Here is a 25812-nt window from a genome sequence, read left to right as displayed (position 1 = left end):
GTCCATGACGGACCTGCTCTATGCGCGCGCGCAGATGGGGCTCTCGCTCGCGTTCCACATCGTGTTCGCGGCGGCCGGCGTGGCGTTGCCGGTGCTGATGGTGTTGAGCGACCTGAAGCACCGGCGCACGGGGGACGCGGACTACCGGAAGCTCAGCGAGAAGCTGGCCAAGGGCACCGCCATCCTGTTCGCGGTGGGCGCGGTGAGCGGGACGGTGCTCTCGTTCGAGCTGGGCCTGCTGTGGCCGGAGTTCATGGGCCGCTATGGCGAAGTGATTGGCCTGCCCTTCAGCCTGGAGGGCGTGGCCTTCTTCACCGAGGCCATCTTCCTGGGCATCTACCTGTACGGCCGCGAGCGCGTGTCGCCGGGCCTGCACCTGTTCAGCGGCGTGATGGTGGCGGTGAGCGGCGCGGCGAGCGCGTTCTTCGTCACGCTGGTGAACACGTTCATGAACAACCCGTCCGGCTTCACGCCCACGCCGTCTGGGCCCACGGACGTGCAGCCGCTGGTGGCGATGTTCAGTCCCGGCTGGCAGTACCAGACGGCCCATGTGCTCCTGTCCTGCTACCAGGCCAGCGCGTTCGCGATGGCGGGCATCCACGCCTTCATCCTGCTGAGGCACCCAGGCGCCGCGTTCCACAAGAAGGCGCTGTCCATCGCGCTGCCGCTCGCGTGCATCACCGCGCTCGCGCAGCCGCTGGTGGGGGACCTGTCCGCGAAGCACGTGGCGCGCGAGCAGCCGGTGAAGCTGGCCGCGATGGAGGCGCACTTCCACACGGAGTCGGGCGCGCCCCTGAAGGTGGGCGGATGGCCGGACGTGGAGACGGGCACGGTGTCGGGTGCCATCGACCTGCCGAAGGGGCTCTCCATCCTGGCGTTCGCGGATCCGGACGCGGAGGTGAAGGGCCTGAACGAGTTCCCCCGCGACGTCTGGCCGCCGGTGGCCAAGGTGCACATGGCCTTCCAGGTGATGGTGGGCACGGGCAGCCTGATGGCGCTGCTGGCGCTGGCCACGCTGTGGCGCAGGTGGCGGGGCCGCGAGTGGCCGCACGGTAGGGCGATGATGCGCGCGTGGCTCTGGGCGGGGCCGCTGGGGCTGGTGGCGCTGGAGGCGGGGTGGCTCGTCACGGAGTGGGGCCGGCAACCGTGGATCGTCCGCGACGTGATGCGCACGGGCGAGGCGGTGACGCCGGTGCCTCACCTGGCCGCGCCGTTCTTCACCTTCACGGCGGTGTATCTGTTCCTCGGGGTGACGGTGCTCTTCGTGCTCTGGCGGCAGGTGGCGGGCACGCTGCCCAAGGGGCCCGGCGCGGCCGCGGATGGCGAGGTGGCCCATGCCCATTGAGACGACGGTGCTGGGGCTCGCGATGGCGGGCACGTTCGTGCTGTACGCGCTCCTGGGCGGGGCGGACTTCGGCGGTGGGGTGTGGGACCTGCTGGCGCGGGGGCCTCGCAAGGCGGAGCAGCGCGCGCTCATCGCCCGCGCCATCGGCCCGGTGTGGGAGGTGAACCACGTCTGGCTCATTGTCGGGCTGGTGCTGCTCTTCAGCGGCTTCCCGCGCGCCTTCGCGGCGCTGAGCGTGGCGCTGCACGTGCCCCTGACGCTGCTGGTGCTGGGCATCGTGTTCCGGGGCACGGCGTTCACCTTCCGCGCCTACGACACGCGCGGGGACGCGGTGGAGCGCCGCTGGGGCGTGGTGTTCAGCGTGGCGAGCGTGGTGGCGCCGCTGCTGCTGGGCATGTGCGTGGGCGCGGTGGCCAGCGACGCCATCCGCATGCAGGGGCACGCGGTGGTGAGCGGCTTCTTCGCGTCGTGGCTGTCGCCCTTCGCGCTGTCCGTGGGCGTGCTGACGTTGGGCCTGTTCGCGTTCCTGGCGGCCGTGTACCTCACGCATGAGGCGCGGACGCCGGAGCTGGCGGAGGACTTCCGGCGCCGGGCGCTGGTGACGGGCGGGCTCCTGTTCCCTCTGGCCCTGGCCGCCCTGCTGCTGTCGCGCGAGGGCGCGCCCCGGGTGTGGACGGGCTTGCTACAGACGCCGTTCGCGCTGGCACTGCATGTGGGGACCGCGGTGGCGGCGGTGACGGCGTTCGCGCTCCTGTGGACGCGGCGCTTCCGGGCCGCGCGGGTGGCGGCGGCCACGCAGGGCGGGCTCATCGTGCTGGGGTGGGCGGTTTCGCAGGCGCCGTACCTCGTCTACCCGAACCTGACGCTCCAGAGCGCCGCGGCGCAGCCGGTGGTGCAGCGGCTGCTCCTGGTGGCGCTCGGGGTGGGACTGGTGACGGTGGGGCCGTCGCTGGTGCTGCTGTTCCGCGTCTTCGGTCCCCGGGGCCAGGCTCCCCAGGCGCCGGAAACGCCTACGACTTGAGCACGGGGAACAGCGGCGGGTGCACGACGCGGGGCTTCTCGTCGCCTCGCGCCACCAGCACGCGGGCCCCTTCGAGCAGGTCCTCCGAGTCCAGGGCCTCCACCACGGTGCGCGCGGCGCTGTCAGGGTCCATCACGCGGCAGTGCACGCGCATGACGCCCTCTTCCGTCTCGCCGCCCTCCACCTCGCCGTTGCCCGTCCAGCCGAGCGCGTCCGTGAGCAACTCCTCCACGGCGCTGCGCTGCTCGAAGTCGTGGCCGGTGCCCTTGCCCTGCACGGCGTATTCGACGAGCAGCACGGCCATGGCGTCCGGCTCGGGCTCGTCGTAGCCGGCGTCCACCAGGGATTCGGCCTCTTGGGCGATGACCATGTCGGGGTCCTCGTCCGGGGGGACGGGAACGGTCTTCTGCTCGCCTCCATCACCGACGGTGCCCCAGTGCACCGTGACGACACCCTCGTGCTCCCAGGCTTCCCAGTAGCGGAGGGTGTCGCCGTCCTTCATGTAGAGCTTCAGCAATGCGTTGGCCTCATTCGCGCGGACTCCATACCGCAACCGGGTTCAGTAGGCACGGCCCTGGCCTCCGTCCACGGGGACGGTGGAGCCCGTCACCCACTTCGCCCGCTCGGAGCAGAGGAAGGCGACCACGTCCGCCACCTCCTCGGGCGTGCCGAAGCGGCCCCAGGGAATCTGCTCGCGCACCATCTTGGACACCGCCTCCGGGTCGTGCTGATTGCGCCGGTCCCAACTGCCGCCGGGGAAGAAGATGGAGCCCGGGGCCACGGAGTTGACGCGGACGCGGTGGGACGCCAGGTCCACGGCCATCTCCTTGGTGAGCGCGATGAGGCCCGCCTTGGCCGCGCTGTAGGGCGCGCTGGTGGCGTACTCGCGGCCGAAGATGGAGCTGATGTGCACGATGCTGCCGCCGCCGCGCTGGCGCATCAGCGGCACCGCGCGCTGGCTGCACCACACGGCGGACATCACGTTGCGCTGGAAGACGTCGTTCCACTGCTGGGTGCTGGCCGCGTCGAAGGCGCCCGCGCCGCCGCTGCCGCCCACGTTGTTCACCAGGATGTCCAGCGAACCGAAGGCGCGCACCGCGGAGTCCACCGCCAGGTACGCGCCCTCCTGCGTGGCCACGTCCGTGACCACTGTCGCCACCTGGGCGCCCTCGGAGCGCAGCTCCTTCGCGAGGACCTCCAGCGCCTCCGGGTGGCGCGCGCACACGCACACCCGGGCGCCCTCGCGCGACAGCACCATGGCGATGGCCCGCCCGATGCCCTTGCTACTGCCGGTGACGAGCGCCGTCTTTCCCGTGATTCCGAGTTCCATGCCGTCCCTTCTACCGCTGGGCCGGGCCGGGTGGGGACGGGATTCACCTGGGCGTTCAAAGCCGTTCGAAGACGTCCAGGCGCCAGGTGCCCTCCAGCTCGCCGCGCAGGTGGTGCAGGCGCCTGGGGGTGAGCCGGCGGAAGGCGTCGTGGACCTCGTGGCCGCTGCAGCGCATGTCGCGCGTCTGGCCGGTCCAGTGCACGAGGACCAGGTGCCCGCCGGGCTCCAGGTGCTCCAGGATGCGCTGCTGCGCGAGGGCCAGCTCCGGGAGGCTCCAGTAGGCGCCGCGCCCGGACACGAGGGTGAGGTCGAAGGTCTGCTCGGGGTAGCGCTCCGGCACGTTCATCCGCTGGAAGCGCACGTGAGACAGGTGGCGGCAGCGGTGGATGGCGCGGGCCTGGGCGGAGTCGGAGGTCTCCACGGAGAGCAGGGCGTCACAGCGCGCCTGGAGCTTCTCCGTGAGCAGGCCGATGGCGCCGCCAATCTCCAGGGCGGAGCGGTAGCGCGCGCGGGGGAGCGAGGCCAGGGTGACGTCATCGCGGCTGCGCACGCAGCCGTGCGCGGCGAAGGGCCACGGGTCTTCGGCTTCTTGAGTCGGGAGGGGAGGGGCCAGCAGGAAGGCGGGTGAAGATTTCATCGAGAGGGGTCCTGGAGGATGTCGAATCCTCACGATGGGACCCGTCTGGGCCCTCCACATCCCGTGCGCCCGGGGCCGTGAAGGTGTCGACCCTGGGGCAGTCCGAGCGTCGGGAGGTGATCAGCCGCCGTGCCAGTAGTCTGGCTGACAGGACCACGGGAGTTCCTTGCCCCGCCGGTCGCAGTGAAAGCCGTCGGCGCAGGGATTGGGGCCATTCGGGTCACAGGCCTGGAGGCAGTGAAAGCCATCGCAGACCTGGCCTTCGCCGCACGTCGGATTCGTGGCGGAGCAGCGATGGAGGCACTCCGCCCAGACCTTGCCCGGGAACTCCGAGCTCGAGAACACTCGGCATTTGCGGCCCTCGGGACAGGGGGTGTCCAGGCAGTTCGGACCATGGATGGATGCGCAGATGGAGGTGCCCTCCTCGAACGGGACACAGCGTTCCCCCTGAGGGCAGCCGCGCTTCTCACAGGTGGGGAGACACGAGGGCTTCGGCTTCACGTCCGCGCAGAAGAATCCCTCCGAACACGTCCCGGGTTGGCCGGGGGTGCAGGCACGAGCACAGTAGCCATCCCTCCCCACGCACTCGAACTCCGCCCTGCATGCGGAGGTCGCATCGAAAGCGGTCTCCAAGCAGGGCTCTCCCTCCTGGCGAATGCCCACGAGCGCGCAGAGCCTGACCAGGACTTCGCCCGCACTGGAGACCGGCAGGCTCGTGCATCGTTGCCCTTCGGGGCACTGGCTGTCGGTCGTGCAGGCGCTGTCCGTGCAATAGCGCCGGAAGCGGACGTCGCGGTAACAGACGAGAGGGGCCTCACAGTCGGTCTGCTTCAAGCAGGTGTAGTGGTAGGTCACCCGCCGCATCCGCTCGTCGTAGGTCAGCATGGGGACCAGGCCCTCCGGTTCCTGCATGGGTGTCGCACTCGCTTCCCGCACCTGCTGGAGGACGAAGAGTGCGGGGGCCAGGAGGACGAGGCAGGCCACCAGGCTCATGGACACGTGCCAGGGCCGCGTCATGGTCCACCACACAGCTCGATGCACTCTTCGCTCGGCTCGGTGTCACGGGGACAGAGGCGCTGGTAGTCGCGCGAGGTGCAGCTCGAGTCCGGTATCTGCTCCAACGCGTCCTTGTGCGCCGCCCGGTCCAGCTTGCCGCCCGGGCGGTGCACCTCCGGGCATGCCGCCAGCCCGCCCAGGACGCACAGCCACAGCCCCACCGCGTGTGCTCGGCCCATGACGGTCCAGGCTAGCCGTGGCCTGGAACCGTCAGGCATTGCCCCGCCGGGCAATGATTTGTCATCCAGCCTGGAAGCGTGCCTCCGCCGGACGCGCGCCGCCCGTGCGCTTCACGCCGTGGTCGCCGTTCGCGGACAGGTGCTGCAGCAGCTTGAACACCGTCTCCACCTCATCCGCCGCGCCGATGTCCTGCGCCAGCTGATCCGCCGACCGCGCCTCCGCCTTCGCCGTCTTCAGCTTCGAGAGCAGCTTGTCCTGCAGCTCCAGCACGCGCCCCGCGGCCTTCTTGCCCGCCTCCACGCCCGGCTGGTGATAGGCATTGATGTTCACGAGGCTCGCGTAGAGGCCCACCGCGCGCTCGTACAACGCAATCAGCGCTCCCACGGTGCGCGCGCTCACGTCCGGCACGGTGAGCGTCATCGACTCGCGGCCCTTCTCGAACAGCGCCCGGCGCGTGCCCAGCAGGAACCCCAGCAGGTAGTCGCCGCTGGTGTTCTCACCCTCCACCGCCAGGGACTTGCCGTCCCGGTCCTTCAGCACCTCCACGAAGGTCGCGAAGAAGTTGTTCACGCCTTCGCGCAGCTGCTGCACGTAGGCGTGTTGGTCCGTGGAGCCCTTGTTGCCGTAGACCGCGATGCCCTGGTTCACCACCTTGCCGTCCAGCGACAGCTCCTTGCCCAGGGACTCCATCACCAACTGCTGGAGGTACTTGGACATCAGCATCAGCCGGTCCTTGTACGGCAAGATGACCATGTCCTTCTGGCCCTTGCCGCCGCCCGCGTGGAACCACATCAGCGCGAGCAGCGCCGCCGGGTTCGCCGCCGCGTCATGCCCGCGCGTCGCCGCGTCCATGTCCTTCGCGCCCGCGAGGAAGCCGTCCACGTCCAGCCCCTGCAACCAGGCCGGCAAGAGCCCCACCGCCGACATCACCGACGTGCGCCCGCCAACCCAGTCCCACATGGGGAAGGTGCGCAGCCACTTGTGGCCCTTGGCGTAGGTATCCAACTCGCTGCCGTCGCCCGTCACCGCCACCGCGTGCGCGCCGAAGTCCAGGCCGCGCTGTTTGTAGGCGGCCTCCGCCTCCAGCATGCCGTTGCGCGTCTCCTTGGTGCCGCCGGACTTGCTGATGACCACGGTGAGCGTCTCCGCCAGCCGCTCGCCCAGGCCGTTGAGCACCCGGTCCATCCCGTCCGGGTCCGTGTTGTCCAGGAAGTGCACCTGCATGGCGTCCCGGCCGCTGCCCAGCGCGTCCGACACCAGCTGCGGGCCCAGCGCCGAACCGCCGATGCCGACAATCAGCACCTGCGTGAACTTCTGCGCCTTCACGGGCTTCACCTTGCCCGCGTGCACGTCCTTCGCGAACGCGGCCACCTGGGCCTGCATGTCCGTGATGGCCGTCTTCAGCTCCGCCTCCGGCGCCAGTTCCGGGGCGCGCAGCCAGTAGTGGCCCACGCGGCGCTTCTCATCCGGGTTGGCGACGGCGCCCTTCTCCAGCGCGTCCATGGCCTGGAACGCCGCGTCCATGCGCGAGCGCATCCCGTCCAGGAAGTCCGCGCCGAAGTTCATGCGGGAGATGTCCAGCGTGAGCCCCACGGAGGGGACGACGCACAGGTGCCGCTGGTACCGCTCCCACAACTCGCGCTCCGTCATGACCCGACTCCCTTGCAAGGGGCGCCGTCCTCATGCGCGGCGCCCGCCAGAACCGTCGCGGCGCACCGTAGCAAGGCCCGCACGGCGCGGACGCAACGATGTCGCGGTCCCCGTTGCCTGGACGTCGCCTGGACGTCGCTTCCACCCCCAGGCTGTCCTCCACCCGGAAGGACGCGGGCCCTACGGTGCCGAGGGCGCGGCTTCCACGGGAGGGGACTCCGACGGCGGCAGCGCCCCCTTGGGCTTCCAGGCCGGGTTGCGGAAGATGTAGCCCAGCCGCTGGCTCAACGGTCCCGGGCGGGCCGCGTCCCTCGCGATGGCGGCGAACTCGTTGAACGCGATGCGCACCGGGTTGTGCGTGGTGAGGTTCTTCGTCAGCCCGTAGATGGGGCGCTCGGTCTCCGGGACGAACGTGCCGAAGAGGCGGTCCCAGATGATGAGGATGCCCGCGTAGTTCACGTCGATGTAGGCCGCGTTGGAGGCGTGGTGCGCGCGGTGGTGCGACGGCGTGTTGAACAGCCACTCCACCGGGCGCGGCAGGCGGTCAATCGCTTCCGTGTGGATCCAGTACTGGTACAGCAGGCTCACGGCTTGCTGCGTGACGATCATCTCCGGGGAGAAGCCCAGCAGCGCCAGCGGCACCCAGAACACCCAGCCCGTCATCGGCGTCCACGTCTGCCGCAGCGCCGTGGACAGGTTGTAGTGCTGGCTGGAGTGGTGCACCACGTGCGACGCCCAGAAGAGGCGGCTCTCATGGTGGACGCGGTGGAAGGCGTAGTAGCAGAGGTCTTCCAGGAAGAAGAGCAGCACCCACGCCACCAGCCCGTGGCCCATGCGCAGCGGCGTCAGGTGGTAGAGCGCCGCGTAGCCCGCGAACGCCACGCCCTTCCAGAACACGCTCACCGCCACGTTGCCCAGGCCCATGGAGAGACTGGCGAACGTGTCCTTCCACGTGTGGCCCTTGATGCTCTCGCCGCGCTCCTGCCGCAGCTTCCGCACCCAGAGGGCCTCGGCGATGACGGTGATGACGAACACCGGGATGGCCGGGGTGATGAGGTCGGGGATGTGCGTCATGTCCATGGCTGCTGACCTCCTGCGAATCAATCCTTGGGTGCGAACGCGACGCGCATGAAGCGCGCCAGCGTGTCCAACATGCGGCGGTGCGCGGGGTCTTCCGGGCGGGCCGCGCCGCCCACCGCCGCGCCCTGCACCGCGTCCAGCGCCAGCTCCACCACACCGTCGAAGTCCGGGTGCGTGGCGGCCACGTCCGGGAACAGCTCGCGCGCCACGCGGTGCATGTTCTGGCGGTGCGGACCGTCCACCACCGCCAGCGCCTTCTGCAGCTCCGGGCTGGTGCGCGCCGCGACGTACAGCTCGATGGCGGCCTGCAACTCCGGCCGCTGGTAGGCGGTCCACAGCATGTCCACCGCCGCCCCCACCCGGTCCTTCCCGGACGGACGCGCTCCCACGCCCGCGAGGAAGTCCTGGATGAGGCGGGGGAAGAGGTGCTCCACCGCCACCGCGAGCAGCTCCTCCTTCGTTTCGAAGTGCGTGAAGAGCGCGCCCTGCGACACCCCCGCCCGCTTCGCCACCTCCACCGTCGTCAATCGCGCATAGCCCTGCTCCACCAGCGTCTCGATGGTGGCGTCCAGCAGCTTGCGGCGCGTCGACTCGCGGCGCTCCGCCTGCGTGCGGCGCACCGGCGCCGAGGCCTTCCTGGAGGAGGACTTCGGGGGCATACCGGGAGGATAACCGTTCACTTAAAAAGTGACCAGTCACTTTGTTGGGGCTATCCGCGAGCCGACGGGTGATCGCGGGACAGGGGCCGGCCAAAGCCTGCCCGTGGAGCGTTCGAGCAGGCGGGCGTCTGCCTTTACATCTGGACGGGTGACAGGGATTGGAGCGTCACGGGTTGAGAGGCACAGCGCCTGCCAACTGAGCAGACAGGGAGACAGGCGCTCCTATGCTTTTGAGCCATTTCCCCTCTGGAGTGTGGTCAAGGGTCGCCCCCTTGGGACGGAGCGGGGCGAGGCTCGGCTGCTAGTGATCCGTTCGGGACTGAGCGAAAATCCCGAGGAAATAGCGCAAGCCCTTGTGCCGGTTGTCCGCGCGCCCCGATATGACCATTACCGCTCTTCTCGTCGGCTCCCTCCTCGCTTCGGCTCCTGCCCTCCCTCCCGCCGCCAAGGCGGCCGCGAACATGCCTGAGGTAGGCGTGCCCTTCGCGTGTGGTCGCATCTATACGGTGAGCCAGGGCCATGAGACTGGCAGTCACCAGCACAACGACACGTTCGCGTGGGACTTCCGCATGCCGGAAGGCACTCCCATCGTGGCGTCGCACGACGGCGTCGTGCGCATGGCGCGGGGTGACAGCAAGCAGGGCGGGTGCGGCGAGCAGTTCGCGCCGCTGGCCAACTACGTCGTCATCTCGCACGGCGACGGGCTGGAGACGCAGTACCTGCACTTCAGCGCCGTGGTGGTGAAGGCCGGTGAGCGCGTGAAGGAGGGCCAGCTCATCGGCTTCTCCGGCGCGACGGGCTGGGCGTGCGGCGCGCACCTGCACTTCAAGGTCGCCAAGGAGCAGGGCGCCGGGTGGAACAACCCCTCCGTGCCCGCGCGCATCGCGGGCTTTGGCGATCCGGTGCGTGAGACGCTGGTGTCGGCGCCGCTGTGCAGGGACTCCGCGCAGCCGATGATGGCCTCCAACGGTGGCGTCCACCTGCCGGGCCAGGCCGTCATGTCCATGTCACCCGACAGCGCGAATCCGCTCCAGGATGCGTCGCGCGGCCTGCCGCCCGGTGCCAAGGCCATCATCGACGGCCTCTCCCAGCCTCCTGCCCAGGGCGGCGAGGGCCTCGACAAAACGCCCCCGGCCCGCTCTCCCCGCATGGCGAGCGGCTCCGACGAGACTCGCTGACGCGAGCAGCGCTCCGGCGCCCGCGAGCAACCCGAAGAAGGCCCCCGCGTTGAGGAAGTACTCCAACGGCAACAGGGGGCCTTCGACGTATCCGCGCACCACGCGGTAACCCACGTGCCCCAGCAGTGCGAGCAGGGGCAGGTTGATGAGCGGCAACACCAGCCACCGGGCCGTGCGCCACCAGCGGGCCACGGCCTCCGCGACGGCGGTGGAGGCCGTGTAGCGCCAGGCGCCCGCGCGGGCCATGCGCAGCTCCGCCAGCATCACCTCCACGTCCGGCACGCCCAGGCGCTCCGCCTCCAGCCCCTGCGTGCGCGCCACGCTGCGCGCCTCCGCCAGGGCGGTGCGCGCGGCGGACTCCGCGAGGAAGTCGTCCTCGAAGGGCTCCACCACGGCCACCTCCGCGGCGCGAGCGCGGGTGCGGTCCCTCACCGCGTCCACCACCGTGGAGGCCGCCGCCACCGCGAGCCCCGCGGGCAGGCTGCGACGCGCGACGAGCGCACCCACGCCCATGCCGGACGCTCCCCACAATGACAACCGCAGCCCCCACGCGGCCGGGCCCCAGAAGCGCCCCGCGGCCTGACGGCGCACCTCCGACGCCAGGTGCCCGTGGGCCAGGGACAGCCGCGCGTCGAAGTCCGCCTGGAGCGACTCCGCCGCGCGCGCGAGCCCCGCGTCCAGCGCGGTGCGCGTCTTCGCGAGCAGTGCGTCCGTGTCGTTGAGCGCTGTCTGGACGGTGGAGGCGAACTCCTCCAGCGCGCCCAGTGCATTGGTGTGGCGCACGCGCGCGGCGACGGCCTGGGTGGCCAGCCCGCGCAGGTGGAAGAGGAGCGGCCCGAACTCGCCGGAGACGTCCTGGCCGTCCTTCGCGGCGCGCGCGCTGATGGCGAAGACGGGCACATCCTCCGCGGCCAGTCCGTAGTGCTGCGTGGCCACGCGGCGGACCTGGGACTTCAGCGCGTCGCGGGATTCGGCGGAGAGCTCGTCCGCGAAGTTGAGGATGAAGACGAGCGCGCGGCGGCGGGCGAACTCGGTGAGGAACTCCACCTGGGTGGCCTCCGCGACGCTGCCCCGGTGCATGACGACGAGCGCCACGTCCGCCTTGTCCAGCGCGGCGCGCGCGACGTCGCGGTGCGCGGTGGCCACGCTGTTGAGGTCCGGCGTGTCGATGAAGACCTGACCGCTCCACAGCCCCTGCGGGCCGGGCGTGTAGCGCACGACGCGCGCGCCGGTGCGGGCCAACTCCTCCGTGGGCGTGCCCTCCGGCGCGAAGAGGGTGGAGATGGTGCTGGTGGGGCGGTCCACGCCTTCACGGGACAGGGACTGTCCGGAGAGGGCGTTGAGCAGGGTGGACTTGCCCGCGCCGGTGGCGCCCACGAGCGCGACGACGAGCGGTGCGTCCTTCCGGGCCACGCCTCGCGCGTAGTCCTCCAGCAGCCGCTCCAGGCGCGGGCCATGCGGCTGGAGCGCGGGCAGCGTCAGCGCGTCGGTGAGCAGCGGGCGGAGGGCTTCGGGGTCGGGAAGGCGGGTGTCGTCCACGGAAGGGCCAGCGTGGCGTGAGGCGCGCGTGCTGGCTACCGGGATGTGCGGTGACGGTGCGCCAGCGTGCATTCCCCCGCTGCTCGCGCTCACCGGCCCCTCCCTGGACGGCGAGGGATGCCCTGCTGATACGGTCTGGAGCACATGCACTTTCGTACCGTTCGTGGGTGGTGTCTGGGGCTCCTGCTGACCCTGTCCTCGACCCTGGCTGCCGCCGCGGAATCGCCGTCGCAAGGCGTGGTCCTCGCCGCCGAGCCGCGTACCTTCGCGGAGGCGAAGGCGCTTCCCGAAAAGCTCACCGGGTCCGCTGCCTGCGACCTGGGGCCAGGCAAGACCCCCGACATCACCGTCTCCCAGTCCGTGGACGTGACGCAGGCCACCCCGAACTCTTGCCTGCCCGCCGAGGTGGTCATCACCCAGACGCTGTCCCTGCCAGATGGCTCGCGCGTCGAGCGCCGGTTCAGCATCGTGGATGACGCGCCTGGCACCCAACTGCCGCCGCCTCCCCCGCGCCCCCGCATCCGCGTCCGCTGTGAGGCGCGGCGGCTGAAGCTGGCCGTGGAAGGCGTGCCCGAGGCCCCGCTGCTGACGCTGGAGCCCATCGGTATCGGCGCCGCCTCCACCTCCGTGAAGTTTCGGGTGTCCCGGGACAGTGAAGCCCGCTTCCTGCCCCTGCTGGTCCGCGACGACGCCGGGGCCCGCGAGGCGCTGAAGGAGCTGGGCTTGCTGATCAAGGACGTTCCCTCCCGCCTGTACGGTCGTGACGCGGACCTGGAGGCGGACAGCGTCGCGGGGCTGGCCGCAGCGCTCGAGCGCGCCCGGAAGCGCGTCGCCCTGGCCTCGGGCGATGACCCGGAACGGTCCACCACTCCTCGCGATGTCCTGGCTCCGGACCTGGAGGGAGACCGCCCGCCGTTGAAGACAGGCGATCCCGAAACCATCGGCGAGGTCCAGCCGTCCAAGGGGCAGGTCCAGTCTGGCGCGCCAGTGGACTCGGACCTGTTCTGGCGACAGGGCCGGTTGTGCGTGGCGCAGCAGGACACCGGCAAGCGGATGCGCTGCTACGACCCCGTGGCGCGGAGCTGGGGCAAGGCCGTCCCGTTGGACCGGGGTGACCAGCCTGCCTGGAGCTCTTTCCCGGGTTGCTACGGGAGGATTCTCATGGGGACCCGGAACGTCCGGCCTCCTGGGGAGCCGGTCCTGCGCCTGTCTCCTCGGGCCGTCCTGTTCTGGCGCACCTGGGACCACGAGGCCGTCGTCTTGGAGGTCCCTGAGGGGGATGGCCCACCGCGCCTGCGCGCGCCGGAAGCGGAGGAGCTGAAGAAGGCGATGCTCGCGTCCACCGGCTCCCGGCTCTTCGCCGAAGGCCGGTTCATCCTGGACGAGAACAACAAGCAGCTCTGCTCCGTGCGCAGGCCCCTGGGGTGCTGGTCCCTCCAATGGGACAGTCCGTATGAGGATGAGGGCAGCCACAGGCTGTACGAGGCCCGCGTGTCCCCGGATGGCCGGTGGGTCGCCTACATGCGCGGTCCCGGTCCAAGCAAGGCGGACTCGGACGACGAGACCCGGACGCTGGTCGTGCGCTCCCTGAAGCTCGGTTCGTACGTCGCGCCCCGCGTACTCGCTTCGACGGCACCGCGCCTCGTGCGCACGGACGTCGTGATGGAGAAGCCACTCTGGGAAGGGCCCTCGCTGAAGTGGGACGACGGCGAGCGGCTCACTCGCGCGCGGATCTCCTGCGACCTGGGCCAGGATCCGCGCATCCCCTTCGAACTGGAGACGCAGCGCATCGTCAGGCCGTACTACAGCCCCGTCAATCAGGCCGCCTGCGGCGGCGACGGGGTGAGGATGTATCAAAAGCTGTCCGCGCCCGGAGGCCTGGAGTTCTCCCGCAGCGGCGTCGCCGTCGTCGGGGACAGTCAATCATCTGAAGGCGAGGTGAAGATGCGCTGCCAGCCGGGACGTCTGTCGTTGTGGATTGCGGGCGTGCCCGACGTCCCGGCGTTGACGCTGGCCGCGAACATGGGCGCGTTCGGCGCGGTGCGCTGGGACCTGGCGCCGGAGACCGAAGCCCGCCTCCAGTCGCTGCTCGCCCGCGACGACGCCCCCGCCCGCGAGGCCCTGGCCGCCTTCGCGCGGCTGGTGAAGATGAATGACGACGCGCGCGACGCCTCGTTCGGGGAGAAGAAGGAAGAGGGGCGCATCTCCCGCATGGGCTGTCTCTCCACGGCGCTGGAGGCCATCTCCGCCCGGCGGGCGCTCGCGGACGGGGTCCACCCGGAGCTGCATGGCTCACTGGAGACCGACGGCGCCTGCGCCAAACGCTACGGCATGCGCGCCCTCCAGCAGCGGCTCGAGACCGCCACGCCTCCGCTTCCGCTGAGCGTCGGGGCGGCGAAGGACAAGGCGGAGGTCATCGGCCGGGTGCTGCTCGTTCCCACCACCCCCCCGTGGCCCACGCCCGGGTTGTACTGGAGGGATGGCACCCTGTGCCTGGTCCAGCAGGATGGGCGCGGACAGGTGCGCTGCTACGACCCGGCGGCGCGCGAGTGGGGGCCCACGGTCGCGATGTACAGCCGCCCGTTTCCGCGAGAGGACCTGCTCCTGAAGTCGATGTCTCAACCGGGCTCGTGCTACCCGATGGGCGGCCGCGCCGTTCCCCTGTCGGAGGACATGCTCGACGTCCTGCCGCTGTCGTCGCGGGCCTCGTTGATCGCGGACCTCTCGCACGGCGAGCTGTCTCCGGAGTTCAACGTCATCGAAGTCCCCGAGGACGCGGGCCCTGTGCGCACGCGTGCACCCACCGTGGAGGAGCTGGCGCTCGCGGCGCGGAACGGCGGAGGCTCCGCGTCCCTGGGGGAGGGCAGGTTCCTGTTGCGCGTCCCGAAGGACGCACGCTCGCCATGGCTGTGCACGGCGGTGCGCCCGTGGCTGTGCTGGAAGCTGCCCCTGGAGTCCGAGGACTACGGTGTGCGCGCCCCCATGGCGTCGCCCGATGGCCGCTGGCTGTCCTATGTGCGGATCCCTTGGGGAAAACCCGACGACCCGAAGAAATACCCCAAGGAGCTCGTGCTGCTGCCGCTGACGCCAGGCCCCTAGCTGGCGACGGCCTCGGCGCCCGGTGGGGAGACCTGGCACGTGTCCCCCACGGTCTTCCAGAGCCAGGCGTTCACGTCGAAGCGCGGGTCGCCCAGTTGGCGTCCCAGGTCGATGCCGTCCCAGGCCAGGTGTTGATCCTCCGGAGGGCCCATGTCACTGAGCGCACCCGTCAGCTTGTTCAGCTGCTCTTCCGGGAAGCTGTCGTTGGAGGCGCCGAACATCGCGTAGAAGGCCAGGTGGTGGGTCTGGTCCTCCCGTGGGCCGTCGTGATTGATGCGGCTGGTGCGAAAGCCGGTGGGCGGGAGCGGGTGCGGGTGGTTGAGGTTCCAGCGCTGGTCTCGCTCGGACGTCAGGCCATCCAGTCCGGAGTCCGTGCCCGCGAACAGCAGGCCCAGGTCGCGTCCGGCCTCCGCGCCATGGATGCGCGTGATGGGCTCCTCGCCGGTGGTGAGCAGCCACCGGACGCGCTGGACCGCGCGGGAGAACAGCTCCAGCGCGAGCCGCCCTTCCCGGCGCTCCTCCTCGGCCCGCTCCCGGAGGAAGTCGCGCCGCAGGTGGGCGTGTTGCCGGAAGAACTCGCGCACCGCCGCCACCCGCCGCGCCGCGACGGCGGTCAGCCAGTGTCCCCGTGCATCCATGAAGGCCACGGCTTCCACCTGGAGTTCACTGTCGGAAAGCGGCGGCGGAGGGGCGGGACGATGCTCCATGGGCGTTCTCCGGGAAAAGGGACACCGGAAAGGTCGGAACGCTTCATGAGGCCGGGAGTGGGGACTCCACCGCACATGTCTGCCATTGCGCATCACGGACGCCGACCGTGCTCCCGTGCGCAGTCGTCTGGCCCACCCGGGGTGTCAGGTGGCATCCGCGGATGTGTTCCCACCATGCGGAGCGCGACATCCGCTCCCCTGGAACGACACGACGCCGGACGCGAAGGGTACGGATGACCCCTCCCGCCCGGCGTCTGTGTTTGAAACCGGCCTGTTGCCTTACAGCGAGTTGACGAACTTCAGCAGCGCGTTGCGGTCCGCGGCGCTGAGGTTCACGAAGGCCTGCTTGGAGGCCTCGCCCTCGCCGCCGTGCCAGAGGATGGCCTCGGTGACGCTGCGCGCGCGGCCGTCGTGCAGGTACGCCTCACCGCCGGACACGCCCGACGTCAGGCCAATGCCCCAGAGCGGAGCCGTGCGCCACTCGGCGCCGGAGGCCTGGCCTTCCGGCAGGTTGTCCGCCAGGCCCGCGCCCATGTCGTGCAGCAGCAGGTCCGTGTACGGACGGATGGTCTGGCTGCGGAACTCGGTCATCGCCGCGTACTGGCTGGTGGTCAGCGTGGGCGCGTGGCACTTCGCGCAGCCCGCGTTGGTGAACACCGTCTCACCCTGCATCGCCGTCGCGTCCGAGTGGTCGCGGCGCGCGGGGACGCCCAGCAGGGCGATGTAGCGGGTCATCTTGTCCAGCTCGCTGTCGGCCAGCTCCGTGCTCGTGCCCGCGCAGCCTTGCTGCGACGAGCCGCAGTCCATTGTCTTGAACACGTTCGTCGTCACGCCCATGTCGCTGTTGAGCGCCTCGGCCACCTGGTGCTTCACGCGCGCCGTGCCGGCCTTCCAGCCGAAGCGGCCCATGCGGGTGACGCCCGTCTCCGGGTCCTTCACCGTCTGCATGCGGCCGGAGATGCCGTCGCCGTTCGCGTCGTTCGGATCCGCCAGGCCGGCAATCTGCGTCTCCGGCACCGCCTCCAGCAGGCCCATGCCCACCAGCTGCGGCGTGATGCGCGCGGAGAAGTTCGTCGGCGTCACGTTGAGGAAGCTGTAGTTGGGCTTGCGCAGGCTGTACGCCGTACCGCCGGGCAGCGTGCCGCTCGCCGTCGTCGTCCAGCTGCCGATGCGCACGTCCGCCTCCGGCGTGCCGCTGACCGCGCGCGGCTGCAGGCGGAAGCCCAGCGCGGGGTCCACCGTCACGGTGCTGCCGTTCACCTTGCCCACCTTCACCACGTAGTTGTCCAGCGTGGTGTTCGTGGTGGTGGGCGGCAGGCCACGGCCGTTCTGCTTGTGGCAGGAGATGCAGGCCACGTTGACGTAGTTGTTGCCCAGCTTGTTCGCGTGCGCGGTGAAGATGGGGTTGTCCGGCTCGGAGTGGGTGCCGTCGCGGAAGTTCGTGTGGTGCAGGCGGCGACCTTCCACGAAGGGCTGCGCGTTCACCGGCGCCAGGTTGGTGGCCATCTGCAGGAAGCGGTTGTCCGGCTCGTTGGAGAACGGCGTGTGCAGCGTGGTGCGGCCGCCCGCCCAGGCCTTGTCCGGCAGCGGGAAGGAGTCGCGGATGCCGCCCTGGCCCTCGAAGGGCACGATGCCGCCCTGGCCCACGATGTAGAGCATGCCCGTGGAGTAGTAGTTGAAGCGGCCTTCCACCGGCGCCTGGAGGAACACGCCAATCTCCAGCTCCATCCGGTCACCCACGCGGATGGCGCGGCCTTCCTTGGCGTTGAAGTTCACCGACGACGTGTACTTGTAGTCGTTCACCTTCACGAAGTCCGCGTTGTGGAAGTACTCGGCCACCGTGTTGAGGCCGCGGAAGAACGCGCGGAAGTCCGGCGAGTCATACGGATAAATCGTGTACAGGTTCACCGTGATGACGCTGCCGCCCTTGGCGACCTCGTCCACGATCTCAATCCAGTGGGTGCGCTTCTCGAAGTACAGCTTCAGGTAGTGGTCGTACGCCTGGTACATGTCCTCGCGCATGTGGCGGTCGCGAACGCGGTCGCCCACGCGGGTGATGATGGCCGTGGAGGTGTTCTCCACCGTGGCCGGCTCCAGCGCGGTGGCGCTGGTGAACAGCGGCACCACCGGGCCCGCGTCGCCGTTGGGCGGAGGGCCCGCGTCGGGCGTGCCCGTGCCGGAGTCAGGCGTGCCCGTGCCCGCGTCCGTGCCGCCACCCGTGCCGGTATGCGTGTAGCGCGTCCAGGCCGTGTCACGCGCGCAGGCGCAGGACACGTCCCAGTACGTAAAGAAATAGTCGATGGAGTTGCCGTTGCTCAGGCCCGTGACGGTGTACTGGTTGCGCCCGCCCGTCACCGCCATGCGGAGGTTCTGCTGGAGGCCGTCGTTGAGCTTGTAGTGGATGTCCGCCCAGTCCGTCGTGTCGACGTAGAAGAGGGCGGATGTGCCCGATGGCGTAACGCCATACGTGGCGGCTTCTGCGGAGGGAACCGCCAGACAACTGACGGCCAGGAATGCGAGCGCGATTCCCGTGAGTCTGCTTCGGCTCATGGTTGCAACTCCATTGTGGGGGTGGATGGGGCGTGGGACGGCGAGCGCTGCGAAGGGGACTTCGTAGCTTGTCCGAAGAAAGTCTGAACGCCTGGGAGTCGCAAGGTGGGATGTCGGAGAATTCGACTTAGGCCTGATAACTGATAAATAAGCGAAATTGATATCATCCCTGACGCGCCGTGTTGTCAGGGATTGACGCGTTGTGTTGCTCGTGGGGTGTGGAGGGCTTCCTCCCGAGTGACGGCGGGGGATGGGGCAGCGCGGCGTGGGTGGGTAGACTCCGGGGCCATGCGCTTCCAGCCACCGTGGGGTGGAGCCTTCCGGCTCGACACCTTCTTCCACCGCACTCCGGACGTCCTCCCCGAGGAGACGATGGCCTCCATCCGCTCGGCCATCCTGGGCTCGTCGCTCCTGGGAGAGTCGAACCTGTCGGGGCAGTTCTCCGGCACGTACGGCTTCTCGCTGACGTTCCGCCGGGACGCGCTGCCGGACGTCCACGAGCGTTTCCCGGCGTTCGCGCCGTACCTGGCGAAGACGCTCCTGCCGGAGTGCAACGCGTTCCTGCTCAACCCGCTGCTGGTGGGCAAGGGCCGGAACGTCGCGGCGCACATCGACCGGAGTCTTGAATTCTACGGTCCGAGTATCGGCTGCCCGGTGGCGGTGAGCGTGCTCTATGTCCAGGTTCCGAAGGAACTCCGGGGCGGGGCGCTGCGGCTGTACCACCGGGGAGGTCGGGTGGCGGAGCTGACGCCGCAGCAGAACGCGCTGGTGATGTTCCGGGGCGACCTGCTGCATGAGGTGGAGGCCATCACCTCCGGCGCGGAGTCGATGCAGGAGTCGCGGATCAGCCTGGTGGTGGAGCAGTACCGCGCGCCCGCGGAGCAGCTGGCGAACGTGCCGCGCTTCGAGCTGCGCACGCGCTCGGGGGTGCGGGCGTGAGCGACCTGACGCTGGAGTGGAAGCTGCCCGCGCCGCCGGACGCGGTGTTCCCCGCCTTGTCCGAGCCCGCGCTCATCCGCCGCTGGTTCGGCGCGCCGCCGGGCTGCTACCGCACGCACGCGCCGGACCCCGGTGCGTTGGGCCAGCCCTACCGGATTGGCCTGAGGGACTCGGCGGGTCGTGCGTTCTCGCAGGTGGGCTGCATCGTGGAGGTGGATCCGGGGCGGTTGCTGGCGCTGGAGATGGACTGGGAGGGTGGCGGGCCGGTGCCGCCGGGGCGCACCCGGGCGGAGCTGACCTTCCATCTCGCGGAGGACGGCACGCGGCTGGAGCTGCGCCAGGGGCCGTTCGCGGACGACGCGGCCCGGGACGCGCACCGCGCCTACTGGGAGGCGTGCCTGGGGCGTCTCGCGCGCGTGGTGGCGGGCGAGGCGGTGCCGTGCTTCGAGGAGTTCTGGGAGGAGTCGCGCGGCTACATGGGGCCTCTGGCGGTGGCCACCTACGCGGTGCTGGCGGGGCTGCGCGAGGCGGGCGCGCCGAAGGAGGCGGTGGCCCAGGTGGAGGACATGCTCTACACGCACCTGTCGCGGCTGCGCGAGGACACCGCGGACGTGCTGGGCGCGGTGCTCCAGTCGCGCGTGGAGGGCGGCGCGAGCTGACGCCGCCCCTGGTGGCTGCTCAGGAGGCCAGGGCCTGCGGCGGGGGAGGGTGGGCGTTCTCTTCCGGGACGTGGACCTCCGCGTCCTTCGCCTTGGCGATGCGCTCGTCCAGCTCCGCGGTGAGGTGCTCGTAGACCTCCTTGTTGAGCGTGCCCTGCTGGTAGGCGCTGAAGAGGGCGTCCTTCTCCACGATGAGGACGCGGCGGATGGCCTCCTGCTTTTCCTCGTCGTGGAAGCGGTTGGACTGCTGCTTGAGCGTGATGAGCTCCTGCTCCACCGCCTGCGCCTTCTGCTGATAGTCGCGCTCCAGGGGCTCCAGCGTGTCCACTGGAATCTCGCGGCCACGGCGCATGGTCTCCAGCGACGCGAGCGCCGCGTGGATGGCGCCCAGCTTGCCGCGGGCCAGCTCGTACTGCTCCTGGTAGACGTCCTTGATGCCGGTGATGCCCAGCGCCTTGAGCACCGGCGCCATGGTGAGCCCCTGGACGATGATGGACAGCACCACCACGCCGAACGTCATGTTCACCAGGAGCTCGCGGTGGGCGAAGTCGTTCGGAAGGCCGAGCACCAGCACCATGGACACCGCGCCGCGCAGGCCGCTCCAGGTGAGCACCGCGCTCCACTTCCACGGCAGCTTCTCCGACGTGAACCGCAACAGGCCGGACACGCCATAGACGACCACCGCGCGGCCCAGCAGCACCGCCCCGTACGCCAGCAGGATGGGCAGCCACGAGTCGAGCAGCGACGACAGCTGCACCTCCAGGCCGATGAGCAGGAACACCACCGAGTTGAGCGCGAACGCCAGGTACTCCCAGAAGCTCTCCACCGCGATGCGCACCGTGGGGCCCATGCCCTCCTGGGCCGCCCAGTTGCCGCACACCATGCCGGCCACCACCGTGGCGATGACGCCCGAGTAGTGGAAGTGCTCCGCCACCACGAAGGACCCGTACGCGGCGATGACCGTGCAGGTGATCTCCACCATGGCGTCCTCCACGCGCAGGATGACCTTGCCCACCGCGAAGCCCACCGCCGCGCCGATGACGGCGCCCATGCCCGCCACCTTGATGAAGTCCATCACCGCGCCGCCCGCGGTGAACGCCTGGCCTCCGGCCACGCCCACCACCAGCGTGAAGAGCACCACGGAGGTGCCGTCGTTGAGCAGGCTCTCACCCTCCACCAGGATGGCCAGCCGCTTGGGCGCGCCCAGCGCCTTGAACAGGCCCACCACCGCGATGGGGTCCGTGGACACGATGAGCGACGCGAACACCATGGCGTGGATGAGGCCGAAGCCCTCCAGCGCGTTCAGCCCACTCATGGCCGGGGACAGCAGCAGCGCCGTGAGCGCCATGGACGCCACCAGGCCCGGAATCGCCAGCGAGGTGATGGCCAGCTTGTTCTTCATGAACTTGCGGAAGTCCACGTGGAACGCCGCCTCGAACAGCAGCCCCGGCAGGATGACCGCGAACAGCAGCTCCTTCGTCAGGTGCGGCGGTTCGAAGGCCTGCACGATGCCCAGGCCCAGGCCCGCCAGCACCAACGCCACCGTGTACGGAAACTTGAAGTAGCGCGCCGCGATCGCCACCGCTGTCGCGATGGAGAAGAGCAGCACGAAGGCCAACTCGAAGTGCATGAATCCCCAGCCCCGTTTGTGCTCAAAAAGCGCGAGAATGCCATGCGCGCGGGGCGGTGGGGCAACCCCCTTTCGGGGAGAAATGAGAGGAGACGGGCGGCCATGGCATTTTGCCAGACTGTTTTCTCAAGCCTGGAGACGGATGCGTTGTGACGCCCCGGGCCGGCGGCTAGAAGCGAGGGATGATGGACCTCTTCCTCATGTCGCCCCCGGGCCGGGGCTGGGCGTTGCGGGGCCGTTCGAACTTCCGCAGCCGTGAGGCTGCTCCGGCGGATGCGCGAGGCGCACGGCGGGAGTGGCTGACGCTGGCCCGGCACATCGAGTCCCGAGGCGGCACGGTGGTGGCGCTGCCCTCGCCGTCGGACGCGCTGACGGGCATGCCCTACGCGGCCGAGTGCGGCCAGGTGGTGGCGCGCGAGGGCCAGGCCCCGCTGTTCCTCCTGCCCAAGATGATGAGCGCGCATCGCTTCACGGAGCGCGACCACTGGACGCCGCTGGCCCGGCGCCTGGGCCTGGAGGTGGTGGATCCAGGCGTGGGCATCTGGGAGGCGCACGGCGACGTGGCGGCGTTCGACGGTGTGACGCTGCTGTTCTGGGGCGGGCGCACGACGCTCGACGGACTGGAGGCGGCCCAGAAGTCCTTCCCCGGCGAGGTGCTGCGCGTGCAGGTGCGCGAGCCCGCGTTCCACGGGAACATGGCGGTGCTGCCCCTGCCGGCGGTGGACCGGCTGGTGGTGTGCCCGGACGTGATGGCGCCGGAGTCGGTGGCGCTCCTGGAGCAGCGCTTCGGCGCGAACCGGCTGGTGCGGGTGACGGAAGCGGACATCCGCCGCTATGCGACGAACGGGCTGCCGCTGGGCAGGGACCTGCTCGCGCCCACGGTGATGCCCGCGCACATCGTGGAGACCTTCGAGCGCCTGGGCCTGCGCGTGGTGTCCATGCCGATGCCGGAGCTGACGGAGAAGGGTGGCGGTTCGTCGCGCTGCCTCGTGTCGCGCGCGCCGGTGGATGCCTCGCGCGTTTCGATTCCGCCCGAGTACCGGTTGGACGTCGTGGCGAAGGACATCGAAGCCGATGGCGGGTGAGCTCGCATCGCAGGCCCAGGCGTTCTTCGCCTCGACCCCGGAGCTGTCGTTGCAGGCGCTGGGCTCCGGCGTGCACGTCCCGTCACTGGACCTGTTGCCGTACGGCATCCCGGTGACGCACCTGTTGGCGGAGCACAACGCGGAGCTCGCGCGGCAATACCTCACGCTCAATCAGCTGGCGTTCGGCGGCATCGGCGTGCCGCGTTGGGTGCTGTCGGACCTGTACCTGCTGCCCGGCGCCATCGGGCTGCTGCGCTGTCCCGCGCGGCTGCTCAAGGCGCCCGCGCGCGAGCGGCTGCTGCTGGCGGACGAGGAGTCGGCCATTGGCGCGGCCTGCTACGTGGCGCCGTCGCTGACGCCGGGGCTGTTCGTGGGCGTGTCGCTGTTCAGCTTCCTGCCGGGCCGGGGCGCGTCCGCGTGGGTGAAGCTGCTCACGCTGGGCATGGTGCGCGCGAAGCGGCTGCGCGGCGTCACCCAGTGGGACAACCCCGCCGTGCGCGTGCACTCGCGGCTGGGGCCCATGCGGCTGGTGGGGCGCGTCCCCGGCGGCCACGACTACGACGAGCGCACCTTCGTCTACGAGACGGACCTCTCCGACGAGGCCCGCGTGGCCCGGGCGATGCTCCGGGGGGATGCGCCCGCGCCCGCCACGCGCATCCCCGTCACCGACCTGTTATCGCTGGGCACGCTGCTGGACCGGGCGGAGGCCGGGGCACGGCTGGAGCTGGTGCCTCCGGGCCAGGACGCAGGCCACGTGCTGGTGCGCGAAGTGCCTCCGGGCTGAGTTTCAGGGCGCGGGGGCGTGCGGGAACTCGTCGTCCTGTTCCAGGGCCTTGCGCAGGGCGCTGGCGCCGTCCTTGAGGATGGGCGCGCCGTGCGCGAAGCAGACGGTCTGGATGGGCAGGTGGTCCAGGATGCGCTGGATGCTGCTGCGCGTGCGCAGCGGTTCGTCCTGGTACTCGCCGGGGACGAAGGTGGGTGTGCGCCGGACCTCGTGTGACAGCAGGTCGGAGATGAACACCACGGCGTGCGGGCTCTTCTGGAGCCACAGCGTGTACATGGCCTCCGTGGGCCCTGGTGTCTGGAAGGTGTTGAGGCCGCCCGGCAGCGTGGTGCCGTTCACGTATTCGAAGTCCGGTTTCTCCTCCAGGCCCTGCGCGCCTTCCGGAGCCCAGACGGGCACGCCGAACACCTTGCGCAGGCGCCACGCGGAGCGCTGGTGGTTGCCCGCGGTGAGCACGATGGCGTCGATGTCGCCCAGCTTGCTCAGGAGCTTCTCGTCGATGGGCAGCGGGTCGATGAGGGTGACGGTGCCGTCGTCATCCACCACCGCGTAGGCGTCGCTGCGGATGCCGCCGAGCCGGTCGTCGGAGACGGTCCAGTGGTGCACGCCGGGGACGATTTCAACCGTCTTCTTCGCCTGGGCCTTGGGCTCGCTCATGCGGACAAACCTAGGCACCTGTCCCCGGATGTCAGGGGTGCGCGCTCCGCTGCCCGCCTGCCCCTCCGGCGAGCCCTCTTGTCCCCTTCGCATCCCGCTCGCCGCGCGCACCTTTGTCGTCGGACGTAAGGAGCGACCCGATGCGCGCGATGACCCACGAGATGCGACCGCTGGTGCTGTTCGATGGGGACTGCGGCTTCTGCAAGCGCTGGGTGGCTCGCTGGCGCCAGGACACCGGTGGCCGGGTGCGCTTCGCGCGCGGGAGCAGGTGGCTGCTCAAGCTCCTGGGCATTTCCAGAAAAGACATGCTGCGGGCGATGCAGTTGGTGGAGCCGTCGGGGCGCCGCTCGTCCGGCGCGGAGGCTGTCCTCCGCATGCTCGCCTGGTCGCCTCGCTGGAGCACGCGCCTTGCCGCGCGGCTGGGATTGGTGCCCGGCGTCCGGCACGTGGCGGGCGCGGTGTATTCGGTCATCGCGCACCACCGCCGGCGCGCGTCGCGGTGGGACACCTTGTTGTTCAGCCGCGTGACGGAGCCCGCGGAGCACCGGCTGGTGCGCTGGGCCTTCATGCGTCTGCTGGGCGGCACGTTCCTCATCGCCTTCACGTCGCTGGGGAAGCAGGTGCTGGGGCTCTACGGGGAGAAGGGCATTCGTCCTATTCGAGACGTCGCACAGTCCGAGCGCTGGGCCGCGCAGGGCCGATGGCGCCGTCCCTCCGTGTTCTGGAAGGACGCGTCGGATGTGACGCTGGTGCGCGGCTGCCGCGTGGGGCAGGCCCTGTCGCTGGCGCTGCTCCTCAACGTGGCCCCGCTCCCGAGCGCCGCCGCGCTGTGGGCGCTGTATCTGTCCTATGTGTCACTGGGGCGTGAATTCCTGTCGTTCCAGTGGGACGTGCTGCTGTTGGAGATGGGGCTGGTGGGCGCGCTCACTGCGCCGGTCGGCGTGAGGCCCGGGCTGGGGAAGCGGGACGTGTCCGCGCTGGAGGTGTTCCTCTTCCGGATGCTCGTGTTCCGGCTCTACTTCGGATCGGGCATCAGCAAGTTCCACTCGGGCGACCGGACGTGGCGCGAGTTGAGCGCGTGCGACGTGTACTTCGAGACCGCGCCCCTGCCCACGCGCGGCGGTTGGGCCGCGCATCAGCTCCCGCGCCAGGTGCGCCACGCGGGCACGGCGGCGGTGCTCGCGGCGGAGACAGCGGTGCCGTTCCTCGCCTTCGGTCCCCGGCGCGTGCGGCAGGCCGCCTTCGGCATCCTCTCCGCGTTGCAGGCGGCCATCATGGCCACGGGCAACTACGGCTTCTTCAACGTCCAGTCGCTGGCCCTGGGGCTGTGGCTGCTGGACGACGCGGCCCTGCGGCGCGTGCTGCCGGAGGCGCTGTGGCGCGACGCCGGGCCCGCGCGGCGTCCGTCGGTGCCGGGCTTGGCGCTGTCCGTGGCCGCGGCGGTGCCATTGCTCACGCTGGGCACCGTGGAGCAGCTCCGCCGGATGGGGTGGTGGCCGCGCGGTCCGGAGCGCCTGGTGCGGGCGGTGGACTGGCTGGAGGACCGGGTGGCGCCGCTGCACTCGGTGAACTCCTACGGCCTGTTCGCGGTGATGACAGTGGACCGGCCGGAAATCACGGTGGAGGGCTCTGACGACGGCGTGCACTGGCTGGAGTACCCGTTCCGATACAAGACGTCGGGTGTGGACCGGCCACCGCGCCAGGTTGCCCCGCATCAGCCCCGGCTGGACTGGCAGATGTGGTTCGCCGCGCTGGGGTCGCCGCCCTCGTGGTTCCTGGCCCTGATGGAGCGGCTGCTGGAGGGCTCGCCGGAGGTGCTGGGGCTGTTCGCGTCCAACCCCTTCCCGGACCGTCCGCCCCGGCTCGTGAGGGCGGTGCTCCACGACTACCGGATGACGTCCCGGACGGAGCGCCAGCGCACCGGGGCCTGGTGGAAGCGGGAGCGGCGCGGGCTGTATGTGTCGCCGTTGACCCTCGCGCCCGGTGCGTCCGAGCAGGCGGGGCGTCTGACCTGGCACGTCTGAAAC

General features: G+C 70.3%; 20 protein-coding genes and 1 pseudogene. 9 read left to right on the top strand and 12 right to left on the bottom strand.

What is annotated here, in order from left to right:
- The first annotated feature begins 4 nt into the window (after positions 1-4).
- Positions 5-1345, top strand: a complete 1341-nt coding sequence (locus tag D7X99_RS18415; RefSeq protein WP_233613509.1) for a cytochrome ubiquinol oxidase subunit I — start codon at positions 5-7, stop codon at positions 1343-1345.
- Positions 1335-2366 carry a cytochrome d ubiquinol oxidase subunit II gene (locus tag D7X99_RS18410; protein WP_121778905.1) on the top strand — a complete coding sequence of 344 codons (1032 nt, stop codon included), beginning with the start codon at positions 1335-1337 and terminating at the stop codon, positions 2364-2366. Before D7X99_RS18415 ends, D7X99_RS18410 begins: the two co-directional genes overlap by 11 nt.
- On the opposite strand, the gene D7X99_RS18405 is transcribed toward D7X99_RS18410, so the two are convergent.
- The 7 genes from D7X99_RS18405 to D7X99_RS18370 form a co-directional block, all read right to left on the bottom strand.
- Entirely contained in the window at positions 2356-2883 is a 528-nt protein-coding gene (locus D7X99_RS18405; protein ID WP_169826432.1) for a hypothetical protein, read from the bottom strand. The genes D7X99_RS18410 and D7X99_RS18405 overlap by 11 nt on opposite strands.
- 42 nt (positions 2884-2925) lie before the next feature.
- The gene (locus D7X99_RS18400; RefSeq protein WP_121778904.1) at positions 2926-3696 is read right to left on the bottom strand and encodes an SDR family NAD(P)-dependent oxidoreductase; all 771 of its coding nucleotides are present in this window, start codon (positions 3694-3696) and stop codon (positions 2926-2928) included.
- A 55-nt stretch (positions 3697-3751) separates the two neighbouring features.
- Entirely contained in the window at positions 3752-4333 is a 582-nt protein-coding gene (locus D7X99_RS18395; protein WP_121778903.1) for an SAM-dependent methyltransferase, read from the bottom strand.
- A gap of 1013 nt (positions 4334-5346) precedes the next feature.
- Complete coding sequence (locus D7X99_RS18385) at positions 5347-5568, bottom strand: hypothetical protein (RefSeq protein ID WP_120574806.1); 222 nt, start codon at positions 5566-5568, stop codon at positions 5347-5349.
- A 61-nt stretch (positions 5569-5629) separates the two neighbouring features.
- Positions 5630-7219 (bottom strand): glucose-6-phosphate isomerase, encoded by a 1590-nt coding sequence (locus D7X99_RS18380; RefSeq protein WP_121778902.1) that lies wholly within the window; start codon positions 7217-7219, stop codon positions 5630-5632.
- 180 nt (positions 7220-7399) lie between these two features.
- Positions 7400-8299: a sterol desaturase family protein gene (locus D7X99_RS18375; protein ID WP_120574808.1), complete on the bottom strand. Its 900-nt coding sequence runs from the start codon at positions 8297-8299 to the stop codon at positions 7400-7402.
- Between the two features lie 20 nt (positions 8300-8319).
- Complete coding sequence (locus D7X99_RS18370) at positions 8320-8958, bottom strand: TetR/AcrR family transcriptional regulator (protein ID WP_121778901.1); 639 nt, start codon at positions 8956-8958, stop codon at positions 8320-8322.
- Positions 8959-9338: 380 nt separating this feature from the next.
- Here D7X99_RS18370 and D7X99_RS44285 point away from each other — a divergent pair.
- Positions 9339-9791 (top strand): annotated as a pseudogene (locus D7X99_RS44285) (M23 family metallopeptidase); the annotation flags it as partial.
- Between the two features lie 174 nt (positions 9792-9965).
- Here D7X99_RS44285 and D7X99_RS18360 read toward each other — a convergent pair.
- Positions 9966-11675, bottom strand: a complete 1710-nt coding sequence (locus D7X99_RS18360; protein WP_121778900.1) for a GTPase — start codon at positions 11673-11675, stop codon at positions 9966-9968.
- A 144-nt stretch (positions 11676-11819) separates the two neighbouring features.
- Here D7X99_RS18360 and D7X99_RS18355 point away from each other — a divergent pair, with 144 nt between their 5' ends.
- Positions 11820-14774, top strand: a complete 2955-nt coding sequence (locus tag D7X99_RS18355; RefSeq protein WP_147476178.1) for a hypothetical protein — start codon at positions 11820-11822, stop codon at positions 14772-14774.
- Here the strand turns inward: D7X99_RS18355 and D7X99_RS18350 are convergent.
- Complete coding sequence (locus D7X99_RS18350) at positions 14771-15481, bottom strand: hypothetical protein (protein ID WP_121778898.1); 711 nt, start codon at positions 15479-15481, stop codon at positions 14771-14773. The genes D7X99_RS18355 and D7X99_RS18350 overlap by 4 nt on opposite strands.
- 279 nt (positions 15482-15760) lie before the next feature.
- Complete coding sequence (locus D7X99_RS18345) at positions 15761-18031, bottom strand: di-heme oxidoredictase family protein (protein WP_121778897.1); 2271 nt, start codon at positions 18029-18031, stop codon at positions 15761-15763.
- Between the two features lie 288 nt (positions 18032-18319).
- On the opposite strand from D7X99_RS18345, the gene D7X99_RS18340 reads away from it, so the two are divergent.
- Positions 18320-18970: a 2OG-Fe(II) oxygenase gene (locus tag D7X99_RS18340; RefSeq protein ID WP_121754233.1), complete on the top strand. Its 651-nt coding sequence runs from the start codon at positions 18320-18322 to the stop codon at positions 18968-18970.
- Positions 18967-19629, top strand: a complete 663-nt coding sequence (locus tag D7X99_RS18335) for an SRPBCC domain-containing protein (RefSeq protein ID WP_121778896.1) — start codon at positions 18967-18969, stop codon at positions 19627-19629. The genes D7X99_RS18340 and D7X99_RS18335 overlap by 4 nt, the downstream gene beginning before the upstream one ends.
- 19 nt (positions 19630-19648) lie before the next feature.
- On the opposite strand, the gene D7X99_RS18330 is transcribed toward D7X99_RS18335, so the two are convergent.
- On the bottom strand, positions 19649-21259 hold the full coding sequence (locus D7X99_RS18330) for a sodium:proton antiporter (RefSeq protein WP_121778895.1): 1611 nt from the start codon (positions 21257-21259) through the stop codon (positions 19649-19651).
- 182 nt (positions 21260-21441) lie between these two features.
- Here D7X99_RS18330 and D7X99_RS18325 point away from each other — a divergent pair, with 182 nt between their 5' ends.
- On the top strand, positions 21442-22344 hold the full coding sequence (locus D7X99_RS18325) for a dimethylarginine dimethylaminohydrolase family protein (protein ID WP_233613504.1): 903 nt from the start codon (positions 21442-21444) through the stop codon (positions 22342-22344).
- Entirely contained in the window at positions 22334-23128 is a 795-nt protein-coding gene (locus D7X99_RS18320) for a hypothetical protein (RefSeq protein ID WP_121778894.1), read from the top strand. Before D7X99_RS18325 ends, D7X99_RS18320 begins: the two co-directional genes overlap by 11 nt.
- Before the next feature lie 3 nt (positions 23129-23131).
- Here the strand turns inward: D7X99_RS18320 and D7X99_RS18315 are convergent, their stop codons facing one another.
- The gene (locus D7X99_RS18315) at positions 23132-23785 is read right to left on the bottom strand and encodes an MBL fold metallo-hydrolase (RefSeq protein ID WP_216672029.1); all 654 of its coding nucleotides are present in this window, start codon (positions 23783-23785) and stop codon (positions 23132-23134) included.
- Between the two features lie 140 nt (positions 23786-23925).
- Between D7X99_RS18315 and D7X99_RS18310 the strand changes: the two genes are divergently transcribed.
- The gene (locus D7X99_RS18310) at positions 23926-25809 is read left to right on the top strand and encodes a lipase maturation factor family protein (protein WP_121778892.1); all 1884 of its coding nucleotides are present in this window, start codon (positions 23926-23928) and stop codon (positions 25807-25809) included.
- Positions 25810-25812: the final 3 nt, after the last annotated feature.

Origin of the sequence: Corallococcus sp. AB032C (assembly GCF_003668935.1) — a bacterium.
Classification (GTDB): domain Bacteria; phylum Myxococcota; class Myxococcia; order Myxococcales; family Myxococcaceae; genus Corallococcus; species Corallococcus exiguus.
The sequence above is the reverse complement of the archived record's forward strand: the minus strand, read 5'-3'. Positions and strand labels throughout refer to the sequence as shown.